The 18,055-nt window shown below is 64.7% G+C and carries 17 protein-coding genes; 13 read left to right on the top strand and 4 right to left on the bottom strand.

Features of this window, described 5'->3' with window-relative positions; translation table 11 throughout:
* Genes B4400_RS02935 through ddaH form a run of 3 tightly spaced genes read right to left on the bottom strand, consistent with a single transcriptional unit; the run spans position 1 to position 3,603 of the window.
* Positions 1–1,476, bottom strand: a complete 1,476-nt coding sequence (locus tag B4400_RS02935) for an APC family permease (RefSeq protein WP_078308497.1) — start codon at positions 1,474–1,476, stop codon at positions 1–3.
* A gap of 25 nt (positions 1,477–1,501) precedes the next feature.
* Entirely contained in the window at positions 1,502–2,722 is a 1,221-nt protein-coding gene (gene rocD, locus B4400_RS02930; protein ID WP_078308558.1) for an ornithine--oxo-acid transaminase, read from the bottom strand.
* A gap of 23 nt (positions 2,723–2,745) precedes the next feature.
* Positions 2,746–3,603 carry a dimethylargininase gene (gene ddaH / locus B4400_RS02925; RefSeq protein WP_139361235.1) on the bottom strand — a complete coding sequence of 286 codons (858 nt, stop codon included), beginning with the start codon at positions 3,601–3,603 and terminating at the stop codon, positions 2,746–2,748.
* Between the two features lie 135 nt (positions 3,604–3,738).
* Between ddaH and B4400_RS02920 the strand changes: the two genes are divergently transcribed.
* Together B4400_RS02920 and B4400_RS02915 are read left to right on the top strand one after the other, a co-directional pair.
* Positions 3,739–4,191: an Rv2324 family transcriptional regulator gene (locus B4400_RS02920; RefSeq protein ID WP_030096676.1), complete on the top strand. Its 453-nt coding sequence runs from the start codon at positions 3,739–3,741 to the stop codon at positions 4,189–4,191.
* Positions 4,192–4,249: 58 nt separating this feature from the next.
* The gene (locus B4400_RS02915) at positions 4,250–5,455 is read left to right on the top strand and encodes an NAD(P)/FAD-dependent oxidoreductase (protein ID WP_078308499.1); all 1,206 of its coding nucleotides are present in this window, start codon (positions 4,250–4,252) and stop codon (positions 5,453–5,455) included.
* 6 nt (positions 5,456–5,461) lie between these two features.
* Here the strand turns inward: B4400_RS02915 and mftR are convergent, their stop codons facing one another.
* Positions 5,462–6,058 (bottom strand): mycofactocin system transcriptional regulator MftR, encoded by a 597-nt coding sequence (gene mftR, locus B4400_RS02910; protein WP_078308500.1) that lies wholly within the window; start codon positions 6,056–6,058, stop codon positions 5,462–5,464.
* 103 nt (positions 6,059–6,161) lie between these two features.
* Between mftR and mftA the strand changes: the two genes are divergently transcribed.
* From mftA to B4400_RS02855, 11 genes are all read left to right on the top strand, one after another.
* Positions 6,162–6,266, top strand: a complete 105-nt coding sequence (gene mftA / locus B4400_RS02905; protein ID WP_030096679.1) for a mycofactocin precursor MftA — start codon at positions 6,162–6,164, stop codon at positions 6,264–6,266.
* Positions 6,267–6,280: 14 nt separating this feature from the next.
* Positions 6,281–6,586, top strand: a complete 306-nt coding sequence (gene mftB / locus B4400_RS02900; RefSeq protein WP_078308501.1) for a mycofactocin biosynthesis chaperone MftB — start codon at positions 6,281–6,283, stop codon at positions 6,584–6,586.
* The gene (mftC, locus tag B4400_RS02895; RefSeq protein WP_078308502.1) at positions 6,583–7,827 is read left to right on the top strand and encodes a mycofactocin radical SAM maturase; all 1,245 of its coding nucleotides are present in this window, start codon (positions 6,583–6,585) and stop codon (positions 7,825–7,827) included. The genes mftB and mftC overlap by 4 nt, the downstream gene beginning before the upstream one ends.
* Positions 7,828–9,006: a pre-mycofactocin synthase MftD gene (gene mftD / locus B4400_RS02890; protein WP_078308503.1), complete on the top strand. Its 1,179-nt coding sequence runs from the start codon at positions 7,828–7,830 to the stop codon at positions 9,004–9,006.
* A gap of 157 nt (positions 9,007–9,163) precedes the next feature.
* On the top strand, positions 9,164–9,910 hold the full coding sequence (gene mftE / locus B4400_RS02885; protein ID WP_078308504.1) for a mycofactocin biosynthesis peptidyl-dipeptidase MftE: 747 nt from the start codon (positions 9,164–9,166) through the stop codon (positions 9,908–9,910).
* Positions 9,907–11,355 (top strand): mycofactocin biosynthesis glycosyltransferase MftF, encoded by a 1,449-nt coding sequence (mftF, locus tag B4400_RS02880; RefSeq protein ID WP_078308505.1) that lies wholly within the window; start codon positions 9,907–9,909, stop codon positions 11,353–11,355. Before mftE ends, mftF begins: the two co-directional genes overlap by 4 nt.
* Positions 11,356–11,363: 8 nt before the next feature.
* On the top strand, positions 11,364–12,779 hold the full coding sequence (gene mftG, locus B4400_RS02875; RefSeq protein ID WP_502688380.1) for a mycofactocin dehydrogenase MftG: 1,416 nt from the start codon (positions 11,364–11,366) through the stop codon (positions 12,777–12,779).
* A 61-nt stretch (positions 12,780–12,840) separates the two neighbouring features.
* On the top strand, positions 12,841–14,304 hold the full coding sequence (eat, locus tag B4400_RS02870; RefSeq protein ID WP_078308506.1) for an ethanolamine permease: 1,464 nt from the start codon (positions 12,841–12,843) through the stop codon (positions 14,302–14,304).
* Positions 14,305–14,311: 7 nt separating this feature from the next.
* Entirely contained in the window at positions 14,312–15,715 is a 1,404-nt protein-coding gene (locus B4400_RS02865; protein ID WP_078308507.1) for an ethanolamine ammonia-lyase subunit EutB, read from the top strand.
* A complete protein-coding gene (eutC, locus tag B4400_RS02860; protein WP_078308508.1) occupies positions 15,712–16,497 on the top strand; it encodes an ethanolamine ammonia-lyase subunit EutC in 786 nt (261 codons plus the stop codon). The genes B4400_RS02865 and eutC overlap by 4 nt, the downstream gene beginning before the upstream one ends.
* A gap of 47 nt (positions 16,498–16,544) precedes the next feature.
* Complete coding sequence (locus B4400_RS02855; RefSeq protein WP_078308509.1) at positions 16,545–18,047, top strand: acetyl-CoA acetyltransferase; 1,503 nt, start codon at positions 16,545–16,547, stop codon at positions 18,045–18,047.
* Positions 18,048–18,055: the final 8 nt, after the last annotated feature.

Raw genomic sequence — 18,055 nt, 5'->3', positions numbered from 1 at the left:
TCATCGCACCGGCTCCTCAATCAATTCGGCTGGGTCGCTGGGTAAGTCGTTCAGCGCGCTGTGGTGCCGGCCCCACGCCAGGTAGAACGCCAGCACCACGACAACCCAGGATCCGAAGGCGATCCAGGTGACCCAGGGCAGGCTGAACAGAATGTAGCCGCAGGCGATGACGGATAGGACGGGTGTGACCGGGTAGCCGGGAACACGGAAGGCGCGCGGCAGATCGGGTTCCCGCACCCGCAGGATGATGACGCCAATCGAGACCACGATGAATGCCGTGAGTGTGCCGATCGACACCATGTTCGCGAGGCTGTTCAAGGGGACGAATGCGGCCATGAGGCCCACGACGATCGCGACGATGATCGTGTTGTTCACCGGCGTGAGCGTGCGGGGGTTGACCTGCGCGAAGACCGAGGGCAGCAGGCCGTCGCGGCCGATGGCGAACAGAATACGGGTCTGACCGTACATCGACACCAGGGTGATCGAGAAGATCGAAATGACCGCGCCCAACGCGAGGAACGTACTGGCAGAGGTGCTTCCGGTGACCTTATCCAGAATTAGCGCCAGGCCCGCCGACTGTCCCTCGAACTCCCTCCACGGCTGCGCGCCCAACGCGGCAAGGGCCACCATGAGGTAGAAGGCGGTGACAATCAGGAGTGCGGCGATGAGCGCCCGTGGCATGGTCCGCTGTGGGTCCTTCACTTCCTCGCCCGCGGTGGACACGGTGTCCAGCCCGACGTAGGTGAAGAAGATCGTCCCTGCCGCGGCGCCGATGCCGCTGACGCCGAACGGCGCGAAGTCGGCGAAGTTACCCGCCTGAAACGCGGTGAACGCGATGATCGCGAACACCGTCAGCACGGCAAGTTTGAGCAGCACCATGACCGTGTTCACCAGTGCCGACTCACTCGTCCCGCGGATGAGAAGGATTGCGCACATGACGATGAGGACCACTGCGGGCAGGTTGAGCCAGGCATGCGGCATCCCTGGATCGGCGTTATCCCAGGGGGCGGCGCTGATCGCGTGTGGCAGGTGTGTTCCGAAGACGTTGACCAGGAGCTTGTCGAGATACTGGCTCCAGCCCACCGCTACCGCGGCCGCCGACACGCCGTACTCCAGCAGCAGGCAGGCTGCCACCACCATCGCGGCCAGCTCGCCCAAGGTGGTGTACGCGTAGGAGAACGAGGAACCCGATACCGGTACCGCGGAGGCCAACTCGGCGTAACAGAGCGCGGCGAGCCCCGCGGCGAGACCGGCGACCAAGAACGAGACCATCACCGCAGGGCCCGCCTTGGGCACGGATTCGGCCAAGATGAAGAAGATGCCGGTGCCCACCGTGGCACCGACGCCGATCATGGTCAGTTGGAACGTTCCCATCGACTGCCGCAGATGCCCGCCGGCGCCGTGCGCGGTGGGCGCCCCGGACGTGGGACGGCGGCGCAGCAGCTGCTGGGCAAGACTGGGTGACGAGGGTGCCATAGTGCCTCCTGTGACCGGGCGAAATCTATCGGCTATTGGCCAGCGCATCGGCGAACTGGTCTATCGCCCAATCGATTTCGTCCTCGGTGATGACAAGGGGTGGTGCAAACCGGAGAGTCGCGCCATGCGTGTCCTTCACTAAGACGCCACACTCTGCCATGCGCAGACTGATTTGTCTTCCGGTTGCCACATTCGGATCGATGTCGACCCCGGCCCACAGCCCCAGCGAACGCACCTCGGTGACGCCATGGCCGATCAGGGCGTCGAGACGCCTTCGCAGGTGTGCGCCCAGAACGGCTGCCCGGCGCTGGAAGTCGCCACGCTCCAGGATTGCCACGACGGTGGATCCGATGGCCGCGGCCAAGGGATTACCGCCGAAGGTGGAACCGTGCTCGCCCGGATGCAGCACGCCGAGTACGTCGGTATCGGCGACCACGGCTGACACCGGAACCACGCCGCCCCCGAGTGCCTTGCCCAGCAGGTACACATCCGGGACCACGTTCCAGTGGTCGCATGCAAACATCCGGCCGGTGCGTGCGAGCCCGGCCTGGATCTCGTCGGCGATGAACAGAACATTGTTCTCGGTGCACATTGCGCGGACCGCGAGGAGGTAGTCGTCGGGCGGGATGACGATGCCGGCTTCACCCTGAATGGGCTCGAGGAGGACGGCGACGGTGTTGTCGTCGATTGCCCGTGCCAGGGCGTCGATATCTCCGAACGGGACCACACGGAACCCGGGAGTGAACGGGCCGAACCCGCCGCGCGCCGTCTCGTCGGAGGAGAAGCTCACAATGCTGATGGTTCGACCGTGGAAATTGTTGTGTGCCACCACGATATTGGCTTGTCCTGCAGGCACTCCCTTGACATCGGTGCCCCACTTGCGCGCGACCTTGATGCCACTCTCCACAGCCTCGGCCCCGGTGTTCATCGGTAGCACCATGCCCTTGCCGCAGAGGCGGGCGAGATCGCGGCAGAACCTGCCGAGACGGTCGGAATGAAACGCCCGGCTCACCAGGGTCACCGTGTCGAGCTGTGCGTGCGCGGCCGCGAGGATCTCGGGGTTCCCGTGGCCGAAGTTCACCGCCGAGTAGGCGGCCAGGCAATCCAGATACCGCTTGCCGTCCACATCCTCGATCCAGGCGCCCTCGGCGCGGTGAGCGACGACCGGTAACGGCGCATAGTTGTGCGCGCCGTACTGTTCGGCCAACTCGATGTACTCAGAACTCTTGTAGGAATCGGGTGACATGCCGGGAGCCTGTTCCGTGGTGGTCACGAGTGCAGCTCCAGTGTGCAGCATTTCACCGATCCGCCACCCTTGAGTAGTTCGGAAAGGTCGATGCCGACCGGTTCGAACCCGGCGGCACGGAGCTGTTCGGCGAATCCGGTAGCCGCGGTGGGCAGCATGACGTGGCGACCGTCGGAGACGGCGTTCATTCCGAGGACGCAGGCATCGTCCGAGCTGGCGATGATCGCGTTGGGGTACAGGAACCGCAGCCTGGCTTGTGAGGCCTCACTGAACGCCTGCGGGTAGTACGCCACGGTCTGCGGATCCAGCACGGCCAGCGCCGTATCCAGGTGATAGAAGCGCGGGTCGACGAGCTCCAGTGTGACGACGGGAATATCGAGCATCCGTGCCACCTCGATGTGCGATCTGACATCGGTGCGAAAACCCGTGCCCGCCAGCATGGTCTCGCCTGCCAGCAGAAAGTCGCCCTGTCCCTCGTTGGTGTAGCGCGAGTGCATGGGGCGCATTCCATGCGCACGCATCCATTCGGCATGTGCGGCAGATTCACCCGCGCGCTCCGCGTGCGTGAATCGCGCGACAACAGCCTTGCCCCGCAACACGATTCCACCGTTAGCCGCGTAGACCATGTCCGGTAGACCGGCCACCGGGGGCAGGATGTCCACCGTGTGCCCGAGACGTTCGTAGGTGGCGCGCAACGCATCCCACTGCGCGACTGCGAGCGTCGGGTCGACGGGATTGGATACGTCCATCCAGGGATTGATCGCGTATTCGACTGTGTAATACGTCGGCGGCACCATCACGTAGTGACGTGTCGTCGGTGTTCTGTCTGAATGCTGGATAGGGGAGCCGGCCGGGTGTCCACCCTCGTGCACAACGGTCATGTGGTGAGCGTATGAGAGGTGCTTACTGCAATCAATCTTCATACGTTGTCTGGTGGAGTGCGATCCATTGCGTCTAGATGGTCAATTTGGCATTCTATTGCAGGAATAGATGGGATCGCCGGAGGAGGATCGCGAATGGCCGAGCTCGATGCCACCGATGAGCGGATCGTGACGCTGTTGATGCGCAATGCTCGAGCGACGTTCGCCGAGATCGGCGAGGAGGTGAACCTGTCGGCACCCGCCGTCAAGCGTCGTGTCGATCGCCTGGTCGCGACGGGGGTGATCAAGGGTTTCACCACCGTGGTGGATCGCGCTGCCGTCGGATGGAATACCGAGGCCTACGTTCAGGTCTACTGCCAGGGCACCATCACCCCGGAAGCCCTGCGGCGGGCGTGGATCGATATTCCCGAAGTGGTGAGCGCGGCAACGGTGACCGGAACCTCCGACGCGATGTTGCGCGTGCTTGCCCGCGATATTCAGCACCTCGAGCGCGCGCTGGAACGCATCCGTGCCAGTGGGGACATCGACCGCACCGAGAGCATCGTGGTGCTCTCCAACCTGGTGGACCGAGCGCAGGTCCAGGGGTAGGAGGCAGGGTCGATATAGGCCTGACACCGCGCATGTCCAGTCGTGTATGAAGTAGACCGTGAGTGATGCGACTGGGAGCGACGCAGAGCAGGGTGTACTGATCATCGGTGGCGGGCTGGGCGCGGTGCGAACCGCCGAGCAGCTGCGCCGCGCGGAGTTCACCGGGCCGATCACCATTGTGAGTGGCGAGACCCATCTGCCCTACGATCGCCCGCCGCTATCCAAAGACGTCCTGCGTGATGCGGAGAAGAGCATCGACGCCGTCGTACTCAAGCCACGAGAGTTCTATGACGAGAAGCAGATCGAGCTGCGACTCGGTGCGAGGGTAGTGGCATTGGATCCCGCCGCTCGCACGGTCACGCTGGATGACGGAACCACGCTGCAGTACGGGGAAGTCATCATCGCGACCGGCCTCGTTCCCCGGCGTATTTCCGCATTCCCCGACTTGGACGGCATCCACGTCCTGCGGACCGCCGACGACAGCTTCGCATTGCGGGGAGACGCCGCTAATGCGCGGCGCGCAGTGATTGTCGGGGCGGGCTTCATCGGATGCGAGGTCGCATCAACATTGCGGGCCAACGGGGTTGACGTGGTTCTGGTCGAACCGCAGCCGGCCCCGCTGCTCGCCGCGATCGGTCAGCAGCTCGGTGACCTGGTCGCCCGGCTGCACCGCAACGAGGGTGTCGATGTCCGAGTGGGTGTCGGAGTGGACGCCGTGGAGGGCGAGGAGCGCGTCCGGTCCGTCACGCTGTCGGACGGTACGAGACTGGACGCCGATCTCGTCGTGCTGGGGATCGGGAGCCGGCCCGCGACAGACTGGCTCGACGGATCCGGTGTCCAGGTGGACAACGGCGTGGTGTGCGATGCCGTTGGCCGTACCGCCACCCCGCATGTCTGGGCGCTGGGTGATGTCGCCGCATGGGCGGATGCTGCCGGGCTTCCCAGTCGAGTAGAGCACTGGAGCAACGTTGCCGAGCAGGTTCGCGCGCTTGTGCCAGCGTTGCTTGGGCAGGAGCCCGCCGCTAATGCCGCTGCCGTGCCGTACTTTTGGAGTGATCAGTACGACGTGAAGATTCAGTCGCTCGGCCATCTGGGAGGCTCGGATACCGTGCATCTCATCTCCGACGACGGTCGCAAGTTCCTGGCGTACCTGGAGCGCGATGGCGTACTGACCGGAGTTGTCGGCTGTGGGATGGCCGGCCCGGTGATGAAGATGCGGGCCAAGATCGCGGCGGGGACGCCCATCGCCGAGGTACTGGAGTAGCGAGACTTAGCGGAGGGCTCGCAACCCCGCCTCGGCGGCGTCGAAGCCCTTGCCGAGTAGCGCGGTAAGCGCCGAAGATTCATCGGCGAGCCATTGTTCGTAGGCGGCAAGCGCCACGCCGAGCAGTGTCCAGCCAACGGTCTGCGGCAAGAGGGCGGCGGGATCCGCGCCGCTGCGTTTGGCCACAAACTGCGCGATGACATCACGCCAGCCCGTATACATCAGCATCGAATACGCCTGTAGTGCTGGGATCTCCAGAATCAGTCTCATCCGCATACGGTGTCGCGGGGCTTCGTCGGCCGGAAAGTCGTTGAATGTCAACAACGCCTGACGCAGCGCGGTGCTGGTATCCACCGTGTCCGGAGTCTCGTCCAGCAGCGCACGCATCACCTCCAAATGAGAATCGAAATCGCCCCACACGATTGCGTTCTTGGAGCTGTAGTACCGAAACACCGTGCGCCGCGCGATGCCGGCCGCCGCGGCGATGTCGTCGACGCTGACGTCGTCGAAGCTGCGCTGCGTGAACAGCGCCATGGCAACCGCGGTGATCTCGTCCCGTGTTGTGGAAGGGCGTCGTCCTACGCGCGCCGGCTGCGCATTCATGCCGAGAACTCCGCCATTTCCTGACACCCTCTTCCCTTTCTGCACTCGATGCCATTATTATCGTGATCGTTGCCACAGTCCAGACTCACAAGGGAGTGAACAGATGGCCGAGCCCACCACTGTCGCCGGACAGACCACCGACACCGAGCTGGTGCAGGAATCGCTGGTCGAAGAGGTATCGATCGACGGGATGTGCGGCGTCTACTGAGACGCCCCACCTCCATGAGCGCCATGATTGACGAGGCGCCCGCCGGTTTCGACTGGACCCGGCCCTGGCAGTTACACCCTCAGGTGTCGTTGCGCCCGGAGCCGTTCGGGGCGCTGCTCTACCACTTCGGCACCCGAAAGCTGTCCTTCCTGAAGAACCGCACTCTGCTGCAGATCGTGCAATCCCTCACCGACCACAGCAGCGCCGAGAATGCTTGGCGGGCCGCTGGTGTCGAGGAGGCTCAGGTTGCCGCGTACCAGCGTGCCCTGGCTGTATTGGCGGATTCGAAGATGATCGTGACCCGAGAGGACGCCCGATGAGCGCTCCCGCAGTGCCCCGCCTCAATGTCGCCGCCGTTGCGGCTCCGAGACTGGTGGATCAGTTCGAGCAGGGACTGGATGCCCCCATCTGCCTCACCTGGGAGCTGACATACGCCTGCAACCTTTCCTGCGTGCATTGCCTGTCATCGTCGGGCAAGCGCGATCCACGTGAGCTGTCCACCGGGCAGTGCAAGGACATCATCGACGAACTCGAACGCATGCAGGTGTTTTACGTGAACATCGGCGGCGGCGAACCCACTGTGCGATCGGACTTTTGGGAACTCGTTGACTACGCGACCGAGCATCACGTAGGAGTCAAGTTCTCGACCAACGGCGTGCGCATCACCGAGGAGGTGGCGGCGCGACTGGCCGCGAGCGACTACGTCGATGTACAGATCTCGCTGGATGGTGCGACGGCGGAGGTCAACGACGCGGTGCGCGGTGCGGGATCGTTCGCCATGGCGGTACGCGCGCTGGAGAACCTTGCCGCCGCCGGATTCAAGGACGCCAAGATCTCGGTGGTGGTTACCCGTCACAACGTGGACCAGCTCGACGAATTCGCGGATCTAGCCGCAAAATACGGTGCCACACTGCGGATTACACGACTACGTCCGTCCGGTCGTGGCGCCGATGTGTGGGACGAGCTCCACCCCACCCCGGCGCAACAGCGCCAGCTCTATGACTGGCTGGTGCTCAATGGTGAGCGGGTGCTTACGGGCGATTCCTTCTTCCACCTGTCGGCATACGGCGACGGGTCCGGGGGTTTGCCGGGCCTGAACATGTGTGGCGCCGGACGGGTGGTGTGTCTGATCGACCCGGTGGGCGATGTCTATGCCTGCCCATTCGCCATCCATGACCGATTCCGTGCCGGAAATGTGGTGTCCGATGGTGGATTTGATGCGGTGTGGAAACACTCGCAGCTGTTCAACGAGCTACGTGAGCCACAATCCGCGGGCGCCTGCGGCAGTTGCGGGCATTACGACAGCTGCCGGGGTGGCTGCATGGCGGCCAAGTTCTTCACCGGGTTGCCGATGGACGGGCCCGACCCGGAATGCGTGCAGGGCTACGGAGAGGCGGCCCTGGCCGCCGATCGCGTAGTACCCAAACCCAGTGGGGACCATTCGCATTCGAAGGGCAAGCGCGCTCCGTCAGCGGGGCCCGTCGCCCTGACCCTGACGCGTCGGCCACCTTCGCGCGCCTGCGATGAGAACCCGATTTCCAACCTACGAGCAGGACGGTAGATGGCCCGCAACACATGGTTCGAGACGGTCGCGATCGCCCAGCAGCGGGCCAAGAAGCGACTGCCGAAGTCCGTCTACAGCTCCCTGATCTCGGCCAGTGAAAAAGGGCTGACCGTCAGTGACAATGTCGAGGCGTTCGGAGAGCTCGGATTCGAGCCCCATGTCGTCGGCATTCAGCCGGATCGTGAGCTATCGACAACCGTTCTGGGGCAAGAGATCTCCCTGCCGGTGATGATCTCGCCGACCGGTGTTCAGGCCGTCGACCCCGACGGTGAGGTGGCGGTGGCGCGTGCCGCTGCCGCGCGCGGCACCGCCATGGGGTTGTCCTCCTTCGCGAGTAAGCCCATCGAGGATGTGGTGGCCGCGAATCCGAAGACGCACTTCCAGATCTACTGGCTGGGCGGGCGTGACGATGTGGCCCAGCGCATCCAGCGCGCGAAAGATGCTGGTGCAGTGGGCCTTATCGCTACTCTTGACTGGAGCTTCTCGCACGGTCGTGACTGGGGCAGCCCGTCCATACCCGAGAAGATGAACCTGCGGTCGATGGTCCGGCTGGCGCCGGAAGTGGTCACGAAACCCGGGTGGCTGTGGTCGTTCGGGAAGAAGATGAACATTCCGGATCTGCGGGTGCCCAACCAGGCAGCCCGGGGCGAGGCCGGACCGCCGTTCTTCGACGCCTACGGGCAGTGGATGGGTACTCCCGCGCCGACATGGGACGACGTTCAATGGATGCGCGAACAATGGGACGGTCCGTTCATGCTCAAGGGCGTCATGCGCATCGATGACGCTAAAAGGGCTGTGGATTGCGGAGTTTCGGCGATTTCGGTGTCGAATCACGGCGGCAACAATCTCGACGGAACGCCCGCCTCGATCCGCGCGTTGCCGGGCATCGCCGAGGCCGTCGGTGGTGATGTCGAGGTGCTTCTGGATGGCGGCATTCGGCGGGGCAGCGATGTCGTCAAGGCGTTGGCCCTTGGTGCGCGTGCGGTGATGATCGGCCGGGCGTATCTGTGGGGTCTGGCGGCCTCGGGGCAGACCGGGGTCGAGAACGTTCTGGACATCATGCGTGGCGGCATCGACTCGGCGCTGATGGGCCTCGGCAAGAAGTCTGTGCACGAGCTATCCCCAGATGACCTTCTCATCCCTGAGGGCTTTGCCCGGGGCCTCGGACGGCACTAGTTCAGCGCATCGCGAATTGAACACGGCGTCGGCAGAGTCGATGGGGCGGCAGGGACTGGCGTGACAACAGGTGCGAAAGAGCGCGTAGCACCTAAGCCGACGGCCAGCAAGGATGTAAAGACCTCACTTGGGTGCGCCAACTTTGGATGCATTTGACGTGAATTCGGCCTACCATCGGCGGGTGGCTGTTCCGACTGTCTTGAGCACCGCCATCTCTCCGGAGCTCGCAGACGAGGCCATCACGCTGTTCACTCCGCTTGGCTCGACCGAACAACACGGGCCGCACTTGCCGTTGGATACCGATACCCGGATTGCCGGTGCTGTGGCTACCGCTGCGGCCGAGGAACTAGCGTCCGATGCGAGTGCGGGCCGGACGGCTCTCGCCCCTGCCATCGCGTACGGGTCCAGTGGAGAACATCAGTCCTTCGCTGGGACCATCTCGATCGGTACCGCGGCGCTGACCCAGGTCCTCGTGGAGTACGGCAGATCGGCCACCCAGTGGTGCCGACGCATCGTCTTCGTGAACGGTCACGGCGGCAACATCGAGGCGACGGTCTCCGCGGTGCGGCTCCTGCGTTCGGAGGGCCGCGATATCGGGTGGTGGGCGTGCGCGGTCGAAGGCGGTGACGCTCACGCTGGGCATGCGGAAACATCTCTGCTGCTACATATTTCACCAGATACCGTCCGGCGGGAAGAAGTGCTCGCCGGAAACTCGGCGCCGCTGCATGAGCTGATGGCACCGATGCGTGCGGGCGGAGTGGCGGCGGTGAGCGCGATCGGCGTGCTCGGAGATCCGACGACGGCCAGCAGCCAGGACGGCGCGCGGATGCTCGCGGCGATGACCCGACGCTGCGCCGACGCGGTGCGCCGCTGGCTACCCGATGCCGACGGGCGGCTGGTATGACCACGAGCGACGACGCGGCGCAGGGCGCGTCCGCACCACACGGACGGCTACCCGACGGATTCGCGGTTCAGGTGGATCGACGAGTTCGGGTTCTCGACGAGGGTTCGGCGCTGCTGGGTGGCTCGCCGACTCGGCTCCTGCGATTGGCCCCGGCGGCGCGCACGCTGCTTTCCGGCGGACGGCTTGAGGTGCGCGATGCGACGAGCGCTCAGCTCGCCCGGACGCTGCTGGATGCGACCGTTGCGCATCCGCGCCCGACAGGCGGGCCGGGCTATCGAGACGTAACCGTCGTTATTCCTTGTCGCAACAATGGATTTGGGTTGCGTCGACTGTTGCGCGCCCTGCGTGGAATGCGCGTGATAGTCATCGATGACGGTTCCACCATTCCGATCGTGGAGTGCGAGCTGGAGGGCATGCACTGTGATGTGCGGGTGGTGCGCCACGTCGACAGTCAGGGTCCGGCGGCGGCCCGCAACACCGGACTGAAGTTGGCGACCACGGATTTTGTCGCCTTCCTCGATTCGGACGTGGTGCCCAGGCGCGGCTGGCTGGAGGGACTGCTGGGACACTTCAGCGATCCGGCGGTGGCCCTGGTCGCTCCACGGATTGTCGGATTGGTATTGAGCGACAATGCGATTGCCCGGTATGAGGCGGTCAGGTCCTCGTTGGATCTCGGCCTCCGTGAGGCGCCGGTCGTACCGTACGGCCCGGTGTCGTACGTCCCCAGTGCGGCCATCGTGGTGCGGCGGGCCGCGATCGACGAGATTGGCGGGTTCGACGAGTCGCTGCAGTGCGGTGAGGACGTGGATCTGTGCTGGCGGCTGATCGAGGCGGGGTCGCGGCTGAGGTATGAACCCGTGTCCCATGTGGCACATGACCATCGGCTCACCCTTCGAGAATGGTTCGCGCGCAAGACATTTTATGGAAAGAGCGCGGCGCCGTTGTCGACGCGCCATCCCGACAAAGTCGCGCCGATGGTCATCTCGAGGTGGACGCTGCTGGTGTGGATTCTCGTGGCGGTGGGCTCAGGGATGGGCTATCTGGCCGCTGCGGGCATGGCTGCGCTCGCGGCGGGGCGCGTGGCGCGGACTCTCCGGGGAGTGGATACCCCGCCACGGGATGTCGTCAGGGTCGCTGCCCAGGGTGTGGGCGGTGCGGCGCTGCAGATCGCGTCGGCGCTGTGCCGTCATTACTGGCCGTTGGCGTTGGTGGCCGCCGCGCTGTCGCGGCGCAGCCGCCAGGTGCTCGTGGTGGCAGCGATTGTCGACGGCGTGGTGGATTGGATGAAGCGCAACGACAATTCGGCTTCGCCCGATGATCGGATCGGCCTGCTCGAGTACGTGCTGCTGAAGCGTCTCGACGACATCGCCTATGGGATTGGCCTGTGGTCCGGGATCGTGCAGGAGCGCGATCTCGGTGCGCTCCGACCGGAACTACGGCCCTGAGCAGGCCGATACACGCGGATGTGCTCATCGTGGGCGCAGGCAGCGCGGGATCGATTCTGGCCGGGTGCCTCTCCGAGGATCCGTCGTTCCGGGTGGTGCTGGTCGAGGCGGGGCCAGCGTCCTCTGCGGACGAGGACGGCGTACGCGACGGGTACCGCCTCCCGATTGGTCCCGACAGTCAGATAGCCACCTACTACTGGGCGACGCTGACATCCACGGGTGATCAGGCGGAGCTGGTGCGGGGATCGGTGGTGGGCGGCTCCGGCGCGATCAACGGCGGCTACTTCGTGCGTGGCCGGCCCGCGGATTTTGACGGATGGTCGGTGCCGGGATGGGCCTGGGCGGATGTTCGTGATCACTTCCGCGCGATGGAGACCGACCGCGACTTTCGGGACCATCCGTTACATGGGTCGTCGGGGCCCATACCGATCGGCCGAAAGCACGAACAAAGCAGTGCTGGAAGGGAATTGACGGAGCTCGCGGTCAAGGGCGGATACCCGGTGGTGGCGGACCTGAATGGCAAGGCCGGCGTCGGGGTGGGGCTGGTGCCGCTCAACATCGATAGCGGGATGCGGGTTGGGCCCGCGCGCGCCTATCTGGAGGGGGCGGGCTGGCGGCCTAATCTCGCGGTGTACTCCGGTACCCGCGCACTGCGGGTTCTCTGCGGCGCCGGGCGGGCCACTGGGGTGCAGGTGGCGGTCGGAAATTCGGTGCGGACGCTGACCGCCGATCGAATCATCTTGAGTGCGGGGGCGATTGAGACCGCAAAGCTGCTGTTGCTGTCGGGGATCGGGCCCGCGGATGACCTGCGTGCGGTGGGGGTTCAGCCCGTGGTCGACCTGCCCGGCGTCGGTACGCGGCTGATGGACCACGCGGAATGGGTGCTGGACACGGGTGACGAGGGGCAGCAAGGCTATCCGGTTCTGGACACCGTGTTGCACACCGATCGTCAGATGGGCATCGAAATACGGCCGTATACAACCGGATTCGCAGCCATGGCAGGGGTGGCACTGAGCGGCGCGGATGCCCGGCAGATCGGTGTCGCGTTGATGACGCCAAGGTGTCGCGGCCGGCTTGAGCTACGTTCGACCGATCCCGCGGCGCCGGTGTACATCGACTTGAGATATGACAGCGAACCCGTAGACATGGATCGCTTGCGCGACGGCGTGCGTCTGGTATCCGAGCTGTACGGACGGCGGTTCGGTGGCCCGCGGTGGTCCACGTCGCAGCATCTGTGCGCGACCGCCCCGATGGGCAATGACGAGGACAAGCATGCGGTCGTCGACAAGTACTGTCGCGTCAGGGGAATCGATGGGCTGTTCGTCATCGATGGGTCGATCATGCCGACCATTCCGAGCCGAGGGCCAGCGGCCACGATCGCGATGATCGGGCATCGCGCGGCCCAGTTTGTTGCGTGGTCGTAACGGGAGCGCGAATCTTGGCGTCTACCGCACGCGCGCACGTCATCGGTCGCACAATTGGACGATGTCAACTCCCGATGACGCCGTCAGTTCACGTACGGAGGCGCCGCTTGATCATGCCGGCGTCCAATCACACCTCGAAGGTGCCGACTACCTCGCCCGGCGGCAGCTGAGATCGGGCACCGCGGGCTGGGTACTGCTGGCCGGGCTCGGCGTGAGCTACGTGATTTCCGGAGACTATGCGGGCTGGAACACCGGGCTGAGCAAGGGCGGTTTCGGCGGGATGGCCATCGCGGCCGTCGTCATCGCCGCGATGTATCTGTCGATGGTGCTCAGCATGGCGGAGATGTCGTCGGCATTACCCACCGCGGGCGGCGGGTACACCTTCGCCCGGCGTGCGATGGGCCCCTGGGGCGGATTCGCCACTGGGACGGCGATTCTCATTGAGTATGCGATCGCGCCGGCCGCCATCGCCACTTTCATCGGAAGTTACGTCGAATCACTGCACCTGTTCGGTCTCAAGGACGGGTGGTGGATCTATCTGGCGGTGTACGCGATTTTCATCGGCATCCACCTCAGCGGTGCCGGTGAGGCGCTCAGGACGATGTTCATCATCACCGGGATCGCGCTCGTCGGCCTCATCACCTTTGCCATCGGAGCTGTCGGCCGATTCGACGCGCATAATCTCACGGACATACCCGTCGATGAAACAGCAACGGGTGCATCGGCATTCCTGCCCTACGGATATTTGGGAATCTGGGCGGCGGTGCCGTTCGCGATCTGGTTGTTCCTGGCGATCGAGGGCGTACCGCTGGCCGCCGAAGAAGCCCGCGATCCCGCCAAGAACATCCCGCGCGGCATTGTGATGGCCATGCTGGTGCTCGTCATCACCGGTACTGCCGTGCTGATCTTGGTGCCCGGCGCGGGCGGTGCCGAAGCGATGGGGCAGTCCGGGAATCCCTTGGTCGAGGCGCTCGGAACCACCACAGTGGCCAAGGCGGTCAATTACATCGGGCTGGCCGGACTCATCGCCAGCTTCTTCTCCATTGTCTACGCCTACAGTCGCCAGACCTTTGCGTTGTCCCGGGCAGGCTACCTACCTACCGGGTTGTCGGTCACCAACAGCCGGAAGGCTCCGGTACTGGCGCTGATCGTGCCGGGAATCATCGGATTCCTGTTGTCGCTCAGCGGTAAAGGCGCGATGTTGCTCAACATGGCGGTTTTCGGTGCGGCGCTGAGCTATGTGCTGATGATGGTGAGCCATATTGTGCTGCGTATTCGCGAGCCGGAGATGCAGCGGCCATACCGCACCCCCGGTGGCATCGTCACCAGCGGGTTCGCGCTGGTGATCGCCTGTGCTGCGGTGGTGGCGACCTTCATCGTCGATACCACCGCAGCTTTTGCCACGTTCGGCGTATTCATCCTGTTTATGGCGTATTTTGGGTTGTATAGCCGTCACCGTTTGGTGGCGAACTCCCCGGATGAGGAGTTCGCGGCGCTTGCAGAAGCCGAGAACGAGCTGAAATAGGCACATTATGAGTACCTTTCGCCACATCGTGGGGCCGGTCACGTACCAGTTCGGGTCGCTCGCCGAAGTTCTGGCGAAGGCCTCGCCGCCTCGGTCCGGTGACGAGCTCGCGGGCTGTGCGGCGCAGTCGGACGCCGAGCGGGCCGCCGCGCGCTGGGTGCTCGCCGAGGTACCGCTCGCGGACTTCCTGTCCGAGGAGATTGTTCCGTACGACACCGACGAGGTCACCCGGCTGATCATTGACAGTCACGATGCGGAGGCCTTCGCGGTGATCTCGCATCTCACCGTCGGCGATTTCCGCGATTGGTTACTGGAGACCATCACTAAACCCCATGGGGCGCAGTCGCTCAAGGATATTTCGCCCGGGTTGACCCCAGAGATGGTGGCGGCCGTCAGCAAGCTGATGCGCAATCAGGACCTCATTGCCGTCGGTGCCGCGGTGCGCAACCATAGTGCTTTTCGTACGACCATCGGACTGCCGGGCACGTTGGCGACCCGGTTGCAGCCCAATCACCCCACCGACGACGCGCGCGGTATTGCCGCCGCGACCCTCGACGGTCTGCTCCTGGGGTGCGGCGACGCCGTCATCGGCATCAACCCGGCGACCGATTCCCCGCATGCCGCAGCCGACCTGCTGCGCCTCATCGACGACATCCGCTTGAGATTCGACATCCCCACACAGTCGTGCGTGCTCGCGCACGTCACCACCACGATGGAGCTTATCGAGCGAAATCTACCGGTGGACTTGGTGTTCCAGTCGATCGCTGGCACCGAAGGCGCTAACGAGAGTTTTGGGGTCAACCTGGCGCTGCTGCGTGAGGCGAATGAGGCCGGGCGTTCGTTGGCGCGGGGCACCGTGGGTAACAACGTTATGTATCTGGAGACAGGCCAGGGCTCGGCGCTCTCCGCCGGGGCGCATATCGGGGTGGGTGGCGTTGCGGTAGACCAGCAGACGCTGGAGGCCCGAGCGTATGCGGTCGCGCGCGAGGTGGAACCACTCCTGGTCAATACCGTCGTGGGATTTATTGGGCCGGAATATCTTTACGACGGGAAGCAGATCATCAGGGCTGGTCTGGAGGATCACTTCTGCGGCAAGCTGCTGGGGCTCCCGATGGGAGTGGATGTCTGCTACACCAATCACGCCGAGGCCGATTCGGATGACATGGACGTCCTGCTCACGGTGCTCACGGCCGCGGGGGTCGCGTTTGTCATCGCGGTGCCCGGGGCCGACGATGTCATGCTCGGCTACCAGAGCCTGTCCTTCCATGATGCGCTGTTCGCGCGCCGCACTTTCGGCTTGCGACCTGCCCCGGAGTTCAACGACTGGCTTGAACGCATGGGCATGCTGGAACGGGATGGGGGGCTGCGTGAAATCGCGGTCAACGACTCGCCGTTACGGGCCCTGCTATGAGTGATGTCGCGAACAACGGAGCGGCGCACGATATCTGGGATACCTTGCGCCGATCCACGCAGTCACGAATCGGGTTGGGACGCAGCGGTGATGCACTGCCCACCACGCGAGTCCTGGAGTTCGGGACCGCGCACGCTGCCGCTCGTGACGCGGTGCATACGCCCCTGGACGCGGGTGCCCTGGCAGGCCGGATCGACGGGCTCGGATTGGGCACGCCGCTGCTGGTGACCAGCCGGGCAGGCGATCGATCCGAGTACCTGCGCCGCCCGGACCTGGGCCGGACGCCTGCCGATGGCGCGCTGGATTCGTTTGCGGATTCCGCCGCCGATATCGGCATCGTGCTGGCCGACGGTTTGTCTCCGCGGGCCCTCGATGACCACGGGGTTCAGCTGTTACAGGCGCTACACCAGCGACTTCGCGGATATTCGATCGCCCCGCTCGTCATCGCGACACAGGCGCGGGTTGCCCTCGGTGACCACATTGGCGTCGCACTTGGCGTCGACACCGTCCTGGTGCTCATCGGGGAACGTCCCGGACTGTCCGTCGCCGACAGCGTCGGGATATACCTCACGCACAATCCTGTTGTCGGATGCAGTGACGCACAACGTAATTGCGTGTCCAACATCCATCCGCCGGAAGGATTGGGCTACGACCAGGCGGCGCAGGTCGTTGCCGCCCTGGTGGCGGGCGCACGGGAGATCGGCCGATCAGGTGTTGCCCTCAAGGACATGACGGGTGCGGATAGTCAGATCGAGGGATCTGGGCCCGCTCTGTCCACGTAGCGGGGCGGCCCTCCGGGGCCAACCGGGTGGTTGGTTACCATCGGCTCATGGCCCTCGACCCTCGCACGCCGGTCCTCGTCGGTACCGGACAGGTCAACCAGCGGACAGACGCCGATACCCCGTTCTCCGAGATCGCCGAGCCCATCGATCTTATGGAGCGAGCGGCCCGGCTGGCGGCCGAGGATGCGGGGGCGGCTGATCTGCTCACCGCCATCGACACGGTGTCCGTGGCGAACATCTTCTCCTGGAAGTATCGCGACCCCGGGGTACTGCTCGGTGAACGTCTGGGTGCGGCGCCCAAGCGCACGTTCTACACCGGGCCCAGCGGCAACTCGCCGCAGCTGTTGGTTAACCACGCGGCCGCGGACATTCTTGCCGGGGACGCCGACGTGGTTCTCATCGGTGGCGCGGAGATGTGGCGGTCGCGCAATAAGATGATGGCTACCGGTGTACAGCCCACGTGGACCACTCAAGATGAATCCATCGCCGAACCAACCATTCTCGGCGGGCGTATGGATCAGGTGGGTGGCGCCGAGACCGCCATTGGCCTGATCTCTCCCGGCCACGTGTACCCGCTGTTCGAGCAGGCGATTCGGGTCGCCAACGGTGTATCCGTCGCCGACCATCGCGCCGCGATTGCTCAGTTGTGGCAGCGCTTCAACGCCGTGGCCGTGAACAACGTGCATGCCTGGTCTAACGATGCGTACACCGCCGAGGAGATCGCCACTCCCGGTCCGGACAATCGGTGGATCAGCTCGCCGTACACCAAGCTGATGAACTCCAACAACATGGTCGAGCAGGGGGCGGTACTGCTGCTCACCTCGCTAGAAACGGCGCAACGGCTCCGAATCCCGAAGGATCGCTGGATATTTCCGCTCGCCGGCAGCCAGGCCAACGACACCTTCGCGCTCAGTGAACGCGATGAACTGCATCGGTCTCCGGCCATCCGCCTTGCGGGTAAGCGCGTCTTCGATATCGCCGGTCTGGGAACCGATGGCGTGGACCTGATCGACATCTATTCGTGTTTCCCCTCGGCGGTGCAGGTCGCGGCCACCGAGCTGGGGCTGGCGCTCGATGACCCGGCACGGCCGCTCACGGTCACCGGTGGACTGACGTTCGCCGGCGGCCCGTGGTGCAACTACGTCACCCACTCCATTGCCACCATGGCCGAGCGGCTGCGCGAGCGTCCCGGGGCGAAGGGGCTGATCACGGCCAATGGCGGGTATCTCACCAAGCATGCGTTCGGAATCTACGGAACCGAGCCGCCCGCATCCGGTTTCAGGTACGAGGACGTGCAGTCCGAGGTCGACCGGGAGCCCAGAACCGCAGCGGCCGACGGTTATTCGGGTGCGGCGACCGTCGAGGCCTGGACCGTCAACTATGGACGAGACGGATCGCCGTTCCAGACGTTCGTGAGCGTGCGTACCCCGACCGGGGCGCGTACCTTCGCCAAGATCGACGACCGCGATGCGGCGGCCCAGCTCGTGGACACCGATATCGCCGGTGCGTCAATCGAAGTCGCGGCGGATGGTTCCGCGCGGCTTAACTGATAGTCGCC

This window comes from Mycobacterium sp. D16Q13 (genome assembly GCF_002013375.1).
In the GTDB taxonomy this organism is placed as follows: Bacteria; Actinomycetota; Actinomycetes; order Mycobacteriales; family Mycobacteriaceae; genus Mycobacterium.
Note: the sequence above shows the minus strand (reverse complement) of the source record. Positions and strands in the feature narration are given on the sequence as shown.